Annotated in this window: 20 protein-coding genes; all 20 read right to left on the bottom strand. The window is 71.7% G+C overall.

Features of this window, described 5'->3' with window-relative positions:
• Positions 1-140: 140 nt before the first annotated feature.
• The 20 genes from ACRAKF_RS06220 to ACRAKF_RS06125 all read right to left on the bottom strand — a co-directional run bounded on the left by ACRAKF_RS06220 (position 141) and on the right by ACRAKF_RS06125 (position 15310).
• Positions 141-962: a DUF317 domain-containing protein gene (locus ACRAKF_RS06220; protein WP_447035865.1), complete on the bottom strand. Its 822-nt coding sequence runs from the start codon at positions 960-962 to the stop codon at positions 141-143.
• Entirely contained in the window at positions 953-1309 is a 357-nt protein-coding gene (locus tag ACRAKF_RS06215) for a hypothetical protein (protein ID WP_447035863.1), read from the bottom strand. The genes ACRAKF_RS06220 and ACRAKF_RS06215 overlap by 10 nt, the downstream gene beginning before the upstream one ends.
• Before the next feature lie 28 nt (positions 1310-1337).
• On the bottom strand, positions 1338-2141 hold the full coding sequence (locus tag ACRAKF_RS06210; protein WP_447035862.1) for a DUF317 domain-containing protein: 804 nt from the start codon (positions 2139-2141) through the stop codon (positions 1338-1340).
• A complete protein-coding gene (locus ACRAKF_RS06205; protein WP_447035860.1) occupies positions 2138-2521 on the bottom strand; it encodes a hypothetical protein in 384 nt (127 codons plus the stop codon). The genes ACRAKF_RS06210 and ACRAKF_RS06205 overlap by 4 nt, the downstream gene beginning before the upstream one ends.
• Before the next feature lie 303 nt (positions 2522-2824).
• The gene (locus ACRAKF_RS06200) at positions 2825-2956 is read right to left on the bottom strand and encodes a hypothetical protein (protein WP_447035858.1); all 132 of its coding nucleotides are present in this window, start codon (positions 2954-2956) and stop codon (positions 2825-2827) included.
• 244 nt (positions 2957-3200) lie between these two features.
• Positions 3201-3620: a hypothetical protein gene (locus tag ACRAKF_RS06195; protein WP_447035857.1), complete on the bottom strand. Its 420-nt coding sequence runs from the start codon at positions 3618-3620 to the stop codon at positions 3201-3203.
• A complete protein-coding gene (locus tag ACRAKF_RS06190) occupies positions 3617-4375 on the bottom strand; it encodes a hypothetical protein (RefSeq protein WP_447035856.1) in 759 nt (252 codons plus the stop codon). Before ACRAKF_RS06190 ends, ACRAKF_RS06195 begins: the two co-directional genes overlap by 4 nt.
• Positions 4376-4401: 26 nt before the next feature.
• Positions 4402-5106 carry a hypothetical protein gene (locus ACRAKF_RS06185; RefSeq protein WP_447035855.1) on the bottom strand — a complete coding sequence of 235 codons (705 nt, stop codon included), beginning with the start codon at positions 5104-5106 and terminating at the stop codon, positions 4402-4404.
• Positions 5107-5119: 13 nt separating this feature from the next.
• Positions 5120-5965, bottom strand: coding sequence for a relaxase/mobilization nuclease (locus ACRAKF_RS06180; RefSeq protein WP_447041840.1), 846 nt, complete (start codon positions 5963-5965; stop codon positions 5120-5122).
• Positions 5965-6753, bottom strand: coding sequence for a hypothetical protein (locus ACRAKF_RS06175; RefSeq protein ID WP_447035854.1), 789 nt, complete (start codon positions 6751-6753; stop codon positions 5965-5967). The genes ACRAKF_RS06180 and ACRAKF_RS06175 overlap by 1 nt, the downstream gene beginning before the upstream one ends.
• Positions 6750-7187 (bottom strand): hypothetical protein, encoded by a 438-nt coding sequence (locus tag ACRAKF_RS06170; RefSeq protein WP_447035853.1) that lies wholly within the window; start codon positions 7185-7187, stop codon positions 6750-6752. The genes ACRAKF_RS06175 and ACRAKF_RS06170 overlap by 4 nt, the downstream gene beginning before the upstream one ends.
• A gap of 100 nt (positions 7188-7287) precedes the next feature.
• Complete coding sequence (locus tag ACRAKF_RS06165; protein ID WP_447035852.1) at positions 7288-7785, bottom strand: hypothetical protein; 498 nt, start codon at positions 7783-7785, stop codon at positions 7288-7290.
• A 37-nt stretch (positions 7786-7822) separates the two neighbouring features.
• The gene (locus ACRAKF_RS06160; protein WP_447035850.1) at positions 7823-9013 is read right to left on the bottom strand and encodes a hypothetical protein; all 1191 of its coding nucleotides are present in this window, start codon (positions 9011-9013) and stop codon (positions 7823-7825) included.
• Positions 9010-9468, bottom strand: coding sequence for a hypothetical protein (locus ACRAKF_RS06155; RefSeq protein ID WP_447035849.1), 459 nt, complete (start codon positions 9466-9468; stop codon positions 9010-9012). The genes ACRAKF_RS06160 and ACRAKF_RS06155 overlap by 4 nt, the downstream gene beginning before the upstream one ends.
• A gap of 38 nt (positions 9469-9506) precedes the next feature.
• The gene (locus ACRAKF_RS06150; protein ID WP_447035847.1) at positions 9507-10613 is read right to left on the bottom strand and encodes a hypothetical protein; all 1107 of its coding nucleotides are present in this window, start codon (positions 10611-10613) and stop codon (positions 9507-9509) included.
• Complete coding sequence (locus tag ACRAKF_RS06145) at positions 10606-11349, bottom strand: glycosyltransferase family 2 protein (protein ID WP_447041838.1); 744 nt, start codon at positions 11347-11349, stop codon at positions 10606-10608. The genes ACRAKF_RS06150 and ACRAKF_RS06145 overlap by 8 nt, the downstream gene beginning before the upstream one ends.
• 43 nt (positions 11350-11392) lie before the next feature.
• A complete protein-coding gene (locus tag ACRAKF_RS06140) occupies positions 11393-11890 on the bottom strand; it encodes a hypothetical protein (protein WP_447035846.1) in 498 nt (165 codons plus the stop codon).
• Positions 11891-12031: 141 nt separating this feature from the next.
• On the bottom strand, positions 12032-13108 hold the full coding sequence (locus tag ACRAKF_RS06135) for a hypothetical protein (RefSeq protein WP_447035844.1): 1077 nt from the start codon (positions 13106-13108) through the stop codon (positions 12032-12034).
• Positions 13109-13117: 9 nt separating this feature from the next.
• On the bottom strand, positions 13118-14059 hold the full coding sequence (locus ACRAKF_RS06130; protein ID WP_447035843.1) for a hypothetical protein: 942 nt from the start codon (positions 14057-14059) through the stop codon (positions 13118-13120).
• Positions 14060-14869: 810 nt separating this feature from the next.
• Positions 14870-15310 carry a hypothetical protein gene (locus ACRAKF_RS06125; RefSeq protein WP_447035842.1) on the bottom strand — a complete coding sequence of 147 codons (441 nt, stop codon included), beginning with the start codon at positions 15308-15310 and terminating at the stop codon, positions 14870-14872.
• Positions 15311-15365: the final 55 nt, after the last annotated feature.

The following is a 15365-nucleotide window of genomic DNA, read 5'->3' as shown; positions in this document are numbered from 1 at the left end:
CGTCGAGGCCGGTGTGCTCGTCGGAGTAGGCGTCCCAGGCATCGAGGATCTTCTGGCTGTCGCGTACGTAGTGGTCGAGGTGACGCAGGAGGTTGCGGTGTGCGTGGTGGTCGCGGGCGATGAGGAGGGATCCTGTCGGTTCAGCGGCGGGCGGCCGGCCGCGCGGGGCCGGCGTTGGCCGGGGCCGTGGAGGGTGTCGCCTGCTGGCGGCGGGCGGAGCGGGCCTGGGCGCGCAGGTGTTTGATGCGCGTGGTGTGAGCGTCGACCACTTGTTGCGGGCGCAGCGGGCTGGGCTCTTGTACGGCGCGGTAGTGGCCGTGCTCGAACATGCCGCGCTGGAGCGGACTGCGGTCGGCCAGTGCGGTGAGGAACGCGCCGACCAGGTGGGCGGGGGTGCGCTCGTCGAGGTAGGCGTGCCAGATACGCGGGCCGGGAAATCTTCCGTGGCCAAGCTCGTGAGTTGCGATGTGCCAGGACGAACGGTCGTGGAATTCGCTCACCGGGCGCAGTTCGACGTGGCACATGGAGTCCGGCGAGCGCGCGGTGCCGTCTGCGTCGTGGTGCCAGCCCGCTGAGGTCACCGCCTGCCATGGGTCCGGCCGCTGGTCGGGGGGCGGGACGACGAGGGCGTCGGTGAGGCCGCCGAGGACCTCGGCGGGCATGAGTTCGCCGAACTCGGCGTACCAGCCGGGCGCGGTGTCGGTGGACTCGGCGCGCAGCCGCCACCATGCGGAGGCGGCAGACTGCGGATCGAACTGGAGACGGTGGCGAAGGTCGGGGCTGCGCAGGACGATCTCGGCGCTCAGCGGGTCGGAGACGGCGCTCCAGCCGGCGGCGGCCAGGCCGTGGGTGACATGGCGGGCATCTCCCGGGCCGGCGAGGTGGCGGGGGCTGGTGTCGTACGGGATCTGCCCGACGTGCTTGTCGGCGAAGGCGGCGAGCTGCCGCTCGCTCAGCGGCACGAGCAGCGCTCCGGCTTGCTCGCGGCAGCACTGCCGTACAGGTCGCGGAGATCGTCCAGCACGTAGTGGAGGGTGTGCTGGTCGGCCAGTTCCCACGCGGCTGTACGCAGCTCGGTGATCAGCAGGTCGCCCTGCGCGGTCCGGGACGTGGCCGGTTGTTCCTGTACGGCGCGGGCGAGGGCGCGCAGGGTGTCGGCGAGCTGGACGGGCAGGCCCGTGTATTCGTCGAGGAGGGGCTCGGCGAGGGCGAGGACTTGTGCGGGGTCGGGGTTCTCGCGCAGGTAGTCGGTGAGGTCCGCGAGCGTTTCGGTCAGGGCACGGATGGTGTCAGGAGTGAGTGCGGGCATCAGGCTCCTCGGGGTGAGATCGTTGCGGTCAGCGGCGGGCACGTGCGCCGCCGGCCGGGGTGTACGGGCGGGCGCTGGTGCGCGGCCTGTTGCTGCGGGCGCTGTTGCGGGCCCAAGTGGCGGCGCGGGCGGCCGTGATGCGGGCCTGCTGCCACGCGCTGAGCTGGGAGGGGTTCACGGACACCGACCAGGTCCGGATCTGCGCGCTCATCGGCACGCGTCCGCGCGGGCGCATCACGGGATCGGGGCTGGCGAGTTCGGCGGAGAAGGCTTGCACCAGGTGCATGGGCGTGTTCGGCGTGAAGTGGGCCGCCCAGCCGTTGCCCTGCCTGTCCTGCGCTCCGGTCCACCACATTCCTGAGCCATCGACGCCCTGGTGGTATCGCATCCACGCGGTGCCGTCGGGGCTGGTCGCCATATTGTCCTGCCCCTCGAACCGTGTGTGCCAGTTCTGCTCCCGCAGAGGTGCCCAGACGTTGGGGGCGTGCGCGGAGCGGGGTTGGGTGAGGGCGTCGGTCAGACCGGCGACGATCTCCACCGGAGTCTGCTGGCCCAAGTGCGCAGACCACTCGGCATTCGCCCCCTCTGCCCGGCCGTGGATGGTCCAACCGCCGGGCAGGACGTAGGGGTCGTAGGCGACGCGGACGGCGCGGTCCGGGCTCTCCATGAGTAGCGGGCCGCCCGTTTTGGACTTGTCCCGCCAGCCCGAGGCGCGCAAGAACTCCGAGACGTGCCGGACGTCGCCGCCGCCGGCCAGGGCACGGGGCTGGACGAGGTAGTGCTGCTCGGCCTGCTCGCCCGGCCCCCAGCCCTGCCACTGCTTCTTCTTCACCGGCGCCGCCGTGCGACGAGTGGTGCGGGCGCCGGGGGCTTCGCCGCGGTGGTGACGGGCTGGGTGCCGACGCGTCGAAGGGTGTCTTGGTGTTCGTCCAGGTCGAGGGTGATGTCGTATAGCTCGTTCGAGGCGCGGCCCAGAGCGAGCCACACCTCCGCAGGGAGAGCGCCTTGCTCGGCCTGGTCCTTGGCGAAGCGGCTACCGGTGGCGACGAGGTGGGTGACGCCGTCGAGGACTCCGGTGTCCGGGTCGAGAACGCGGGCGATGACCTGCGCTGCCTGGGGCGGGGGCAACTGAGAGAGGTGGTCGACGAGTTGGCTGAGCTGGCGGGTGATCTCGTCGGCCAGCATCACCGGGTAGGGGACGGGGTGGGACATGCTCCTCCAGGGCGGTGGACGGTCAGTGGTGGTGGCGCTGCCCGACGCGCTGCGTCTCGGTGAGGACGGCCTCCGACTGGGCGCGGGCCAGTGGGGAGGCGTGGTCGGGGCCGGTGGGAATGCAGGCGCGCAGATAGCGGCGGAACAGGGCGGTCGCGAGGCGGGGTTTGAGCCGGTGGCTGATCGGCGGGAGGGTGCGGGCTGCTACGGGTTTCTCCGGGAGTCGGGGCGGGGCGATGGGCGGCCCCGGCGTGGTGCCGGGGCCGCCCGGGTGTCTTACGGGGTGCGGCGGGCCGTGCGCGCTCAGAGGCGGTGCACGCTCTGCTGGTAGATGGCCTCGTCGAAGACCTCGGGGTCGCAGTTGACCGTGTATCCGGCCAGGAGCAGGGCGGGGATAGCGTGGTTCGCCAGGCATTTCTGCTCGTGGGCTGCCATATGTTTCTTCTCCGGAGTCAGCGGCGGCGGGATACCGGAGATGGTGCGCGGCCCGGTGCCGGTGTGGTGGTCGGCGGCTGCGTCGGGCGGGCGGCGTGGTTGCGGGCCTGCAAAATGACGCGGGCGGCTTCACTCAAGGAGTTAGCGGTGCTGCCGAGTCGTGCGATCGGCTCGGGCTCCTCGCCGGGCGCGGCTCCTTGGAGATCGCTGGCGGCGATCCAGGCCCGGACGATCACTTCTCTGGTCAGGGGCAGCAGCCGTGCACGGGCGCAGCGACCTCGGTCAGGGCCTCGGCCACCGCGCTGCTGGTCTGGGCGGCCGAGGCCCGCTCGGCGAGTTGGGTGAGGTAGCGAAGGGCTGCGTCACGTTCACCGTCTGGGGTGGCCAGCATGTTCAGAGCGGGGTCGAGGTGGACGCTGTGGCCGGCGGCGAGCAGGGCATGCGAGGCGCCGGTGGCCTTCAGACGCTGCTGCTCGATGGGCAGGCCGTGCGGAAGACGGTGGTAGTCCCCGCGGGGCCCGGGAGCGAAGAGGAAGCCACCGGTCCGCTGGAGGATGTCCGCTGCCTTCTCGGTGCCCCCGATGGCCAAGATCAGGCCGGTGCGGGGGTCCTTGGTGATGGTGACGTACTCCAGGACCCAGAAGTCAGGCTCCCTCTGGTTCATCGAGTCCTGGTGGTGGGTGTGCGGCTGCCGGCGGGGGCCGGTGGCATGGATGCCGGGGCTGCGGTGGGGGCGGTCCGGGCTGCGGGGTGCTGGAGGGCGGTGCCGATACCGAGCGCGTCGAGCTGCGGGCCGATCTCGCGCAGCGCGCGGGCCTGGGCCTGGGTGTCGTCGCCCTTCAGGCGGTAGATGCCGCTGTGCGGGTCCTGGTCGAAGCCGTGGGCGAGGAGGATCGTGCCGGCGCGGTCGTCGGCGGGGGCGGTGGCGACGCTGCCGTCCGGCTGCCAGATCAGCACGACCCGGTCCGGCTGGGAGGGCTGGATACCGTCCAGGGCGTTGTGCCGGACCTGGGCGAGCGCACGGTCGTAGCGGCCGAGCAGATCATTTGCGACCTGCTCGGCACCGATGAACGGGTCGTCGGTCAGGGCGATGCCATTGGGCTCGGGGACGCCGCGGTACGCCTCATCCGGCAGGGCGTGCGGGGCGACCGCGGCGAGGAGGAAGCCGTCGCGTTCGTCGTGCCGGTCGATCAGGACGAGCTGGGCGCCGTCGGAGCGGCTGAGGACGGCTGCCTGCTGCAGGGGGTGTTCGGCGAGGGAGGCGGCGACCAGGTCCAGGTCCCAGATCCGGTCGGTGAGTTCGGCGAGGTCATCCTTGACGTCGGCCGTCAGGAGCGTGCTGGTCCAGGTGTCGGGGAGTTCGCCGGCGAGGACGTCGGCGTAGGAGGCGAGGCGCTCGGAGGCGCTGTGGTCGTGCATGGTGTCCTTGGGCAGTTGCAGGGAGCTCAGCGGTGCAGGCGGGTGGCACCGACGGGTGGCGGTGCCGGGGCCGGCATGGCACGCGGCGGGGGCGGGCAGGCGCACACCGCAGAGCGTTCGGGCTCGTGGTCAGGGACCTGCTCTGTGCAGGCGCGGCGGCCGGGGTGAAGGGCGTGCCGGTCGGCCAGCCGTTCGCGGGTGTGCGCAAGGTCGGAGTGGATGATGCGGACGTATGTGTCGGCGAGGTAGCGCAGGCGCCGGGCGGTGTACGGATCGCTCGCGTCGCCGAGGCCGTCGAAGAACTCCGCCAGGGCGCCGAGGGTTTCCTCGACCCCGGCGAGGATGCCGTCGTGGGGCGCGGTGAGTTCGGTGAGGATGTCGGCTGCCTCGGCGGTGTCGCTGGCCTCGCCGAGGCGTTCGGCGAGGTGGGAGACCGAGGCGCCGAGCGTGGGGTAGCGGGCGGGGCGGGCTTCGGTGTCGAAAGGCTCGTCGCAGTCGACGTGGTACCCGACGGCCCGCAGGCGCCCTACGGCATCGGTGGCGAGACGGGACTCCTCGGCCTCGGTCAGGCCGGCGGGGGCGCGGTGGTAGGTCTCGTGGAGGCGGACGACCGCGATGAATCCCGCGCGCTGGAGAATGCTGTGCGCCTCAACGTCGCCGCCGCGGGCGAGGACCTCGTCGGAGTGCGGGTCACGGCGGATGCCCAGGAAGCGGTCGGTGGTGCGGGGCAAGGAGACGTTTCTCCTACAAAGATCGATGGGCGTTACGCCGGGCCGCAGCCGGTGCGGCGGCGATCCGGGGCTGGACCAGGTGGGCCGCAGTGGCGTCCAGGTCCTGCTGAATCGCGTGGAGGCGGCGGGCGATCAGCTCCAGACGGTGCGCCGTGTCCGTGCCGGCAGCCCCCGGCTGGCGGGCGATGCGGCAAGCGGTGTGCTCGACCAGTCCGCGGACCGTGGCCAGCGGGCCGGCCTGCTCGTCGGCGAGCTGCGTGAGCACGCCCGCGAGCTGCACGGATGCGGTGGGGACGGTACGGACAGCGGGCCGCTCTATGGGGCCGACGCGAGCGGGGATGAGGTCCAGGTCCTGCTCGATGCGGCGCGCTTCACCGGCAAGGCGCTGCAGGATGCCGGTGGGCGGGGTGTGCCAGGTGCCGTCGAGGCGGATCAGGTTGACGATCAGATCCAGGCGCCCGGGCTGGGCGTGGACGGCGATCCACCGACAACCGTGCTCCGCGGCACCGGGAACCTCGATACCGGCGGCCCGCGCGAGCCGGTGGGCGGCCTCGGACCACTCGGGGCCGGACAGCTCCCGGTCGTCCGGGTGGAGCCGGATGTCGAGGTGGAGGATCGCCCTCCGGTCATCGTCCGGGCTGGCCGCGAACGGGTGCTCCAGGTACGGGTCTTCGAGATGCTCGGCCCAGTCCTTCGACGTCCAGGTTCTCCGCTCGCCGTCCGGGGTGTAGGAGTCCAGGCCCGGCCAGTGGGCGACGACGGTGTACTCCGTCAGGCCCTCTTTCAGGGAATCAGGCCGACCGAGCGCCTCGTCGAGCGGTTCGCGCGGCGAGTGGATCCGCGCGCGCACGCTAGGCATCATGACGGCACCCCGCTTGACGCGGGGGTGGGCGACCGGTGCTGATGAAGGTCGCGGGCTGCGCAGACCAGGGAGCGCTCGCGGACCAGGTCGGCGTGAACCGAGATGTCTCCCGGCGGAAGACAGCCGATCGCCCTGTCGACGGCACCCAGCCCCTCGTCGTACCGGCCCAGCCGGCGCAGGGCACCCGCCACGCGGAACAGGACGATCGGATCGGCGCCGGCGGCGAGGGCCGGCCGGGAGCTGAGGGCCAACAGACGCTCCGCGCCGAGGTCCAGGTCCTGGCCGAGCCACAGTCCGTGCAGCAGGACGTGCAGGGTCTTGGGGTGCTCCTCGGCCGTGGTGAGGACCTCGTCCATGACCGCCAGGCCCTCGGGGCGGGACTGGCCCAACAGTGCGAAGGCGTACAGGGCGCGGGTGTAGCAGTCCAGCGGCTGACGCGCGGCTTCCGCGAGTTGTTCGACGAGCTGCTGGAGGGTGGGGCAGCGGAAGTCGAACCGCAGGGCACTCAGGTACAGGTGCGTCAAAGTGCGGGTGGTGATCGGATCACGGTCCGTCGCGGTGACGTCCTCCGGGGACAACAGGCCCAGGACGCGGTGACCGGCTGACCGTGCCGCCCAGGCGGCGTCCGCGCACACCTCGGCTGAGGTTTTCCAGTCGGCCCGGATGTCGCGGAGATCTTCGGCCAGGCGTAGCGGCCAGGAAGGATCGTCCGGAGTTGCGGTGGCTCGGGCCCTGGCCTTGTGGAGCGCAGCGGCACGGCCGGTGCGGTTCATAGGCGGGGTCATCGGCTGCCCCTGGCGTCTGCGGTGTGCACGAGCTGGCCCAGGGCGGTGGTGGTGTACCAGCCGCAGTCGATCAGCTCGTCGCGGTCGGCGAACCGGGCCAGGAGGGCGTCTTCCATGGCCCGCAGGTAGATCAGGCAGTCCGGGCAGTGGCGCGAGAGGTGCACGAGGTAGCGGGGGTGGGCGGTGACGTAGGACTGGACGCCGCCGGTCGAATCCCGCAGCCGCCAGCCGTCCTCGTCGGTGGGAGTGTGCCAGGAGGGGGCGACGATGCGCATGGAGTCTCCCCACAGTTCCCCGCCGGCCACTCCCTTGAGGACGACGACGGTGTCACCGGCCTGAAAGTGGGCGTGGGTGATATCTCGGGTGGGGGTGAACGGTTCGGGGGTGAGGGCGGTGACGGGGGTGGGTTGATGGTCCCAGGACGGAGGGAGCACGCGGTTCCTTCCACGCGATTGCTGTCGGGTTGGGAGCATCAATAGTCCGCAGGAACGCCGGTTTGGCTAACCGGCGAATCCCGGCTATGTTGCCCCGCCCTCAGCGGAACGGGTTCTCCGTCCCGCGGTCCGCCTCGGTGGCTGCGTCGAGGAGTTCGAGCAGGTCAGCGCCTTCGGAGTCGCGCTGGTCGATCCACCATCCGGCACGGGTGACGGAGCGGGCCTTCTCCTCCAGCTCCGCCCAGTCCGCCTCATCCCAACTGCCCTCGACAACCAGGGCGGTGTGCGCGGCCGTCATCAGCTGATGGCGGGAGCGTTCACCCCAGTCCAGGCCCCTCTCCGGGCCCTCCAGCTGCGGCATGTCGAACTGCTTGGCCCAAGTGGCGGCTGCCTCCTGCTCCGCGGCGCGCTTCGCCGCGAGCCACTCCTCCTTGGACTCGGAATCGGCGTCGCGAGCCGCCCTCCAGCAGTCGGTGCAGTCCTTCGACGCGAGCCAACGGGCAAAGCCCGCCCGCTTGTCGGCGGGACGATTGGACAGATCATGATCCACACGGTGGGAGCAGGCGTGCTCCACGGTCCAGTGCGTACGCACGGCCATATTTCGATCTCCTTGAAGGGTTAGGAAGTGGTGGGGGCTATCGGTGGCGGGCGGTCGTGCTGGCGCGCGGTGGCGCCGCGGGCGGGGCGGTGTCCACGGCCGGGCGCGGGCGGGTGCGCAGCACGGGGGTGCGGTGCGGGGGCAGGACGGCGACGGTCGCCCCGAGGTCCTCGGCCGCCTCTTCGACTTCGCGGGTGAGGAACTCGACCTGCCGCCCCAGCGCGGAGAGCCGGGCGGCGATTTGACGGCCCTGCACGGTCTCCAGAGCGCTGGCGAACTGGCTGCCGGTTTCCAGGAGTTCTTGCAGGCGGACCATCGGGCCAGCGTCGTAGCCGCGCTGGGTGGCGCCGAGAAGGGCGTTGGAGGCGTCACCGGCGTGCCGGGCCTCGACAAGGTCCCGGATGAGTTCCTGTAGCGAAATCTCGGGGGCGGGCTCGGGCCGGGTGAATACTGAGACATCGGGGCGCAGTACGCCGGGCGGGACGGCGGCCGGCAGCACCTTCCCTGCCTCGTACTCGTTGGCGTAGTGCCCGATCACCTGCCAGCCCGCGGTATCCGGGTCGCCTCGTAGCGCGACCACCGTGGAGTCGTCGTCCTCGACCAGGTGGGCGAGGGTGATCGGCTGCCCATCGGCGGCGTACCACGATTCGGTCCGATCCAGCTCGCCGCGCTGCTGCGCGGCCCGGGCCCGCTCGGTCCACATCTGCTGTTCCTCGTCACTCAGCGGGGCCTTGTGGTGCTGGCCATCGCGCTGATTGGCGAGGTTGCCGGCGATCGGGCTGTGGTCCGCCCAGGCGGTGAGGTGCGGCCACAGGGCAGCGTGCTGGGTGCGTTCGGCTCGGGAGCCGGGAGCGGCCGGCCGGTCGAGGGCCCGGCGGATCTCGGCGGCGGAGGCGGCCAGGCTGTCCAGGAGGGCCCGCCAACCGGCCAGGTGCCGGGCGGGTGGCAGCTCGTCGAGCGCGCGGCGGGCGGCATCGAGGAGAGCTTCGGCGTGCGGCGCGAGGTGGGTGGCGTATGCCTCCACCGCGGCCTTGTCGCGGTGGGCGCGTGCGGCTGCCGCGGCGCCGGCGTGGACGGTACGGCCGTAGCGGTCGCGTGTCATGTCGAGCGCGGCCTCGCCCTCGCGGTCGATGACCGCCATCCGAAAGTGGAAGTCCCGCATTGCGTTGGCCAATTCGGAAGTATTCGGCAGGAGACCGCCGGGGGTCGGACTGCTCGCGGATGTCATCGGGACCGCCCGCCGGTCGCGGCCGTCAGATGGACGGTCGGTGCGTAGGTGGGCTTCGGCGGGATCGGCCGGGCCGCGGGCGGAGAGGTGACGGGTGGTGCGGAGCGCTGCGTCGTTCGGCCGGCGGCGGCCTGGGCGAGACGGCTACGACGCTCAAGGAGCCCGTTCGCCCGGACCGGGCGCGGTGGGCCGGCCGAGAGGGCGGGGTCGAGGCGAAGGTCGGCCTGCACGGTGTAGCCCTGGCGACGAAGATCGTGGACGGCCTGGCGGGTCCGGCGGGGACCGTCGCGCTCAGGGTTGTTGAGCCGGTACAGCCCGGGTTCACCGGGCACGGGCTCGAACTGCTCCCGCTCCAGGAACCAGTGGGCGAAATAGGCGGGCATGGAGGAAGTGAAGGAGGCGACGAAGCCGTGCTCCTCGTGGTCGCCGAAGGCGAAGTGGGTGCCGGGCTGCAAGGGGGTGGGGTTCTCCTCACGTTGTCGGGGTGGATCGGTCAGTGGCCGCAGTGCGCGGCACGGCCCGCGGTGAGGGGCCGGGCCGGTGCGGTGACGGGGAGGGCCGGGCGGCGGTGGGGTGCGCTCACGCGGGCCTGGCGCAGGAAGATCTCACCGTCGGTGAGCCAGGTCTCGATGGCGGGCCATGCGCGGGCTCGGCGCTCCTGCTCCGGCACCAAACGGCCGGGGAGGATCTCGTCGACCAGGGCCTCGGCATCGCTCACGGCGTCGGCCAGCCGGGAGAGTGCTGCGGCGTCGCCGGGCCATGGGCTGCTCGCGGGGCGACACCGTTCGAGCAGCGCCGGGGCGTGGTCGACGACGGTCAGGAAACGGCGCCAGGCATGGTCGAGGAACACCTCCGACGCGGCACCGAGGGCGGCAACGCTCAGCGGAGCGGCGTCGCTGTAGCGGCCGGAAGCGTTCATGGCCTGCCAGGTATCGCGCTCGGAGCGGATCTCCCCGAGCACGGCGGCGACGGCCGCCGTCCGGCGGGCGTGGACGGCCCGCTCGTAGGAGGGAAAATACCGGCCGGTGAGGGCCTGGGTAGCCTGCCTGGGGAACGGCGACAGAACGATGCTGCGCGGGGCATGGGGATCGCCGTAACCCCCTTCGAGTCCCTCCGGCGAGAAGGCACCCACCAGATAGTCGAGTTGACGGCCGGGCCGCTCGACGAGCAACAGCGTGGTGCCCTGCGCCGCGTCGGTGAGGACCGCGGCGTAAGGGATCCGCTCGCTCTGGACGGCGCGGCCGAGCTCGCCGCTGTCCCAGATCCAGGGGACCAGGTCCTCCTGCCAGGCAGGGTGCGCATAGATCTCGACCGAGGCGTGCCACTGGCCGGGCAGCAGGCGCGCGAGGTCACGGGCCGCGTCGCCGATGAACCGGCGGCTGCTCGTGTGCACGCTGGCTCGGTGCCGCTTCGCGCATGTGACCAGATCGACCACGGTGGTCGGGGTGCCGCCCGCAGGCAGGTGCCAGACCCCGTCGCCCTCCCGCTGGAAGCCACTCTCTGCGAGGGCGGTGTGCGCCCACCGGTACTGCTCGCCCGAGGCGATGGCGACGATCCCCGACTCCCGGCTGTGCGCCAGGACGATCTGGGCCTCAGACACGGACCAGGTCCTCGCCACCGTGCAGGACGGCGCGCAGGCTGCGCCCGTACGCCCAGGCGTGCTCCCTGGCCGCCGCCTCCAGTTGGTCGTATCCGACCTGGGCCGTCATCTGCCCGGGGTGCTTGCGGTATCTGTACACGGGGAGGGGCAGCAGGATTCCGGGTGCGAGCGTGGTGACACCGAGGGCCGCGCAGTAGTCCTCGCCCTGGACGAGACCGCCCATCGGCGCGGCACGCACGAGGTCGGTGCGAGCGAGGATCGTGGTCGGCCCGATGGGGATCGTGTCCATCGGCGACTTCCAATAGGTCCACACGTCGCCGGCCTCATGCCGACCGGGCGGGGTCGGACAGCGCCACAGGGTGGTCGAACCGTCGGGGAACTGGTCCTCGCTCCAACCCGCGCACCAGCCGACCCCGGTGGATTCCAGGGTGTCCAGCCGTACGGACATGGCGTCATCGGTGAACTGGTCGTCATCGTCGGCCCAGTTGACGTAGGGGGTGCGCACGCGGGCGAGGGCCAGATTCCTGGCGCAGGCGGCGCCGACCGGCCGGGGCAGCGTCAGCGTGCGGATGCGGGAGTCCTGCGCGAGCGCGGCCGGCAGGCGTTCGGGTGTGGTGCCGTCGAGCGCGATCACGGCCTCCCACGGCACGGACTGCCGGGTGAGGCTGGCGTGCATGGCGGTCAGGTAGTCGAGGCGGTCGTCGCGCAGGCGGGTGGCGATGACGACCGTAATCAGGGGAGCGGGCAGGGAAGTCTCCGGCAATGAGGGGCGGTGAGGGTCAGCGGCGGGCAGCCGTGCGGGGCCCGGTCGGCGCTGCTCGGGCAGCGGGCAGCGGCGTGCGCGTGGTGGGCGTCCGGCGTGTGGCGATGGCAGGCCAGTGCGCCGGGTGGTCGCTGAAAGGGGTGCTGGGGTCGGTGTCCCAGGCGACGAGGGGGCCGGTGCCTGCGTGAGCCATGCTGATCACTTCGATGCCCTGCGGATGCAGGACGTAGCCCCACGGCATGCCCAGGTCACCGGCGGTTGTGTCGGTGACCGTCATGCGCACCGGGGGCGCGCCGTCCGGAGTGATCAGGTGATCGAGGGTCCGGCTGGGCCTGTGTTCGCCGCCGGTCAGCGCGGCCACGAGCGTGGGTGGGGCGTCGTCGAGGAGATCGGTGCCGAGTTCGCCCCAGCCGACGGCGATGTCGTCGATGAGGTGCTGGGCCATGGCCTCGACGTCGCGTCCGAACTTGTACTGGTAGGCGGCCAGGAGGAGCGGGAGGTGGTGGCTGGGCACGCCGTCGAACTGGACGTGGATGCCGCTGTACCCCGTGCCGGTGGTGGGGCGGGCGATGAAGGAGTGTGTGGACAGGGAATTCTCCGGAGCGAGCAGAGGGCGGGGGTGTCCGGTGGCCGTCGAAGTGGCGGGCGGGTGCGGTTACGCGCGGTGTGACCAGGAGGCGACCGGGGGGCCGGAGGCGTTGGTGCGGGCGCAGGTGTAGCCGATCAGGCGGGAGGGCTTGGCCTTGGCGGGGACGGTGGCGGCGTCGTTGCACACGAACGTGTAGCGGATGGAGGTGCGAGGCACGTCGTGGAGCCAGGCCCGGTCTTCCTTGCCGGGGTTGAACTGCAGGCCGGAGTGGGCGATGGCGTCGGTCTGGGTGTGCGTGTGGGAGAAGAGGACCAGCGCGCCGCCGTCGGTGGTCTTCAGGGCGTAGCCGTCCGTGTAGCGGTTGGTGGCGCCGGCGAAGACGGTGCTGCCCTGAGTTCCGTAGCGGGTGCCCGTCTTGTCGTGGACCTCGATCTGCTCCTTGCTCGCCTTGGTCGGTGCGAAGACCTTCCTTCCGGTGTTCATGCCTCCGGTGGCGAAGTTGTCGAGGACCGCGGTGCGCAGCAGCTTGGCGTCGGCGGCGAGGTTCTTGTTGCCGTCGGCGGCGACAGCGGTTGCGTATCCGTTGTGATCGAGGGCGATGCCGGGCAGGTCGTGGTTGGCGAGGTCGACGACGGAGACCATCTCCCAGCGCTTGTGCTGGGGACGTTCGGCGAACACGGCCAGCCGCGAAGGGGCCTTGCCCTGCTGCTCCGAGAGCGCAGCGGCGAACCAGCGGTCCTGCCCGCCTCCCAGGCGCGGGATGTACAGCTTGGCGTTTGCAGAGTCGTAGGACCACGGCTTGTACGGCTTGCGGTCAGCCTTGGCCAGCCCTTCGGTCTCGGTGTAGCCCGAGACGGACATCGCGTACAACGGTCCGTCCTCGACGGTGTCGAGCAGGCGCCGGTCCCGGTCGGCGTTGGCCTCGTTGTGGATCTTGGAATAGCGGGTGATGACATCGCGGGCCTGGGCGGCGGTGAGAGCGGGCGCCGGCTTGGGGGCGGTGCTGGCGGTGGGCGTCTGCCGGGCCTGGGCGGGGCCGTCTTCGCCAGCGCAGCCGGTGAGGGCCAGGGTGAGGCAGGCGGCGCCGATGATCAGCGGCAGGGGGCGGCGGGCGGTGCGGATGGATGCTCCAAGGGTTCGCAAGGGAAGGGGTCAGGGCGTGCGTCTGGCCGGTGGGGCGGCTTTCGGCGACGCCGGAGGGAGGGCCCGTGGCGGAAGGGGCGACACGTTGGCCGGGGTAGAGGGCGATCGTGGTGCCGGTGCGAGCGGAGTGAGGGCTCGCATGCGGTTCTCAGCCACCTGCAGGACCTCGGAGAGGTTGCGGATCTCGGCGGCGGCGTCGGCGAGGTCGTAGGACAGGTCGAAGCCGTCGTCTTCCTCGGCTTCCTTGGCCTTCTCCCCGGCTGCTTCGAAGAACTCGCCGAGCTGCGCCAGCAGGCCGTCGGTGGGTTCCAGGATCTGGTGCAGCAGGGCAGCGGCATCCGCGTGTGACTCGGCTGCGTTGAGCCGGTCGGTCAGATCGCGTAGCGCGTCGCCGTAGACGTAGCGGGGGCCAGGGTGTGGTGTGTCGGGGGCATCCCGGGCCTCGGGTGAGTCTGACCGCTGGGCTGGGGGCACGTGTGAGCTTTCGTGGGGCCAGACGGGGTGCGGTAGCAGCCTGAGCTGGGCGAGGCGGTGGTCGATCGTCTCGATCAAGGGTTGGGCGCTGCCGCCGTGGCGGGCTTCGGGCCGCTGGGGAGCACCGGGGTCGTTGGAGGGCGCCGAGTCGTAGATGACCTCGAACAGCGTCTGGTCGTCGGGGTGCTCGCGAGTGGCGATCCAGCCCTCCGGGTCTCCGGGCGGTCGCTCCGAGGGCGGGTCGTGCGGCGGACTGATGACCAGGTAGCTGTCGTCGGGGAGCGAAACGCGCACGTTGTAGGTGCTGAGGCCGAATTCGATGTCGCACTGCAGTCCGCGCGCCCGCAGTGGAGTGATGACGTGTGCGTGGCGACGCCACAGCTCCTGCCACCACGGCGTGTGCACGTTGCGGTGGTCGGGCAGCGGCGCGAGCGGTACCTGGCCGGGTTCCGGGGTGGCCGTTTCGTCAGCGGCCATGGCTCCTCCTGCGGCTGCCGCCGCTTGCGGTCCGGAGGTAGGGGTGCGGGATAGAGGCCAAAGGGTGTGATCCTTCCTGCCGGCGGGCAGAGCGGCGACGGCCGTGGCGTCGGGGTGATCCGGGGTGCAGTGGGTCAGGGCGCGCACGGGCACGGCCGATGGAGAAGAGCTAACGGCGAGGCGCGGGACCGGTGGAGGGGGGAGCGGGCGGCAGGCCCGCGGTAGCTCCACGCGAGGCGTCGGCCGACGCGGTGGGGGCGGGGGCCGGGTCGTAGGCGGCGCGCAGCCTCTTCAGACCGGCTTCGTCGGCGAGAGCGAGGGCAGACAGGGCCCGGCTGGCTGCTGTCATCAGCAGGTGTGAGGGGGATCCCTCAGCAGCGTCGCGGTTCTCGCGCCGCCACCGGGCGGCGGCGATGAGGTAGTTGCTCAGGGCGCGCAGTGCAGGTTCGGCGGCGTCCAGGACGTGGTCGGTGACCGCGTCGATCTCCGCCGGGGTCCGGGCCGCGGTGAGGGCGTCCAGGTACGGGCCGAGGTGGGGCGCGGCCCAGGGCTGGTCGGGCAGCGGGTGTGCGTCACGGAAGGCCCGTGCGTCCCGTCGTGCCCACCGCTTCAGGTCGTTGTCGGTGGCGAGGTTGTACCGGGCGGCATGGATCTGGTCGGCGTCGCGGCCGACGTTCTCGTAGAGCTCGAAGTCTGGGTCGCGGGGGATGATGCAGGAGTCCTTCGGGCTGGTGCGGGCTGCAGGTCGGTGCGGGCGGACTGCGCCGGGGCGGATATCTGTTGCACGAACAGTTCACGGCTCCGGCGTGGTCAGCGGTGGAGACCGCCCGGCCGGGGCGGCGGAGGCTCCGGCGGTCCCTCCCGGCGGGTCAGAGGCGCGAGGAAGCGCTGGACGCCGAGGTGGTCGTCGAGTTCCTTGGCTGCGTCGCGGAGGGACTCCGAGGCACGCCGCAGGTAGGCGCGTGCTGTGGCGTGGTCGATGACCATTCGGTTCTTCGAGTGCTGCCGGTCGCTCGGATGCGTTGTGCGGGGCAGGGAGAGGGCGGCCTCCGCTGTCTCGGCGAAGGCGGGTGCGGCGTGACTCGCCATGGTGACGGCCGTCGCGAGGTGATCGAGGACGGCAGTGCCGGCGCGGGTACTGCTATGACGGCTGCGGGCGAAGTCGGCTGTTACCTGGAGAACATCGCGGGAGAGGGCCTGTGCCTCGGCGGCGTGCTGCAGCAGTTCGGTGTAGGACAGCGTGGCGGGCACTCGGCCGGCGTCGTCCAGCAGGTGTCTCTGCTCGGCGGCGGAGCGGAGTCTGGAC

The organism is Streptomyces sp. DSM 118878, assembly GCF_052936595.1.
Note: the sequence above shows the minus strand (reverse complement) of the source record. Positions and strands in the feature narration are given on the sequence as shown.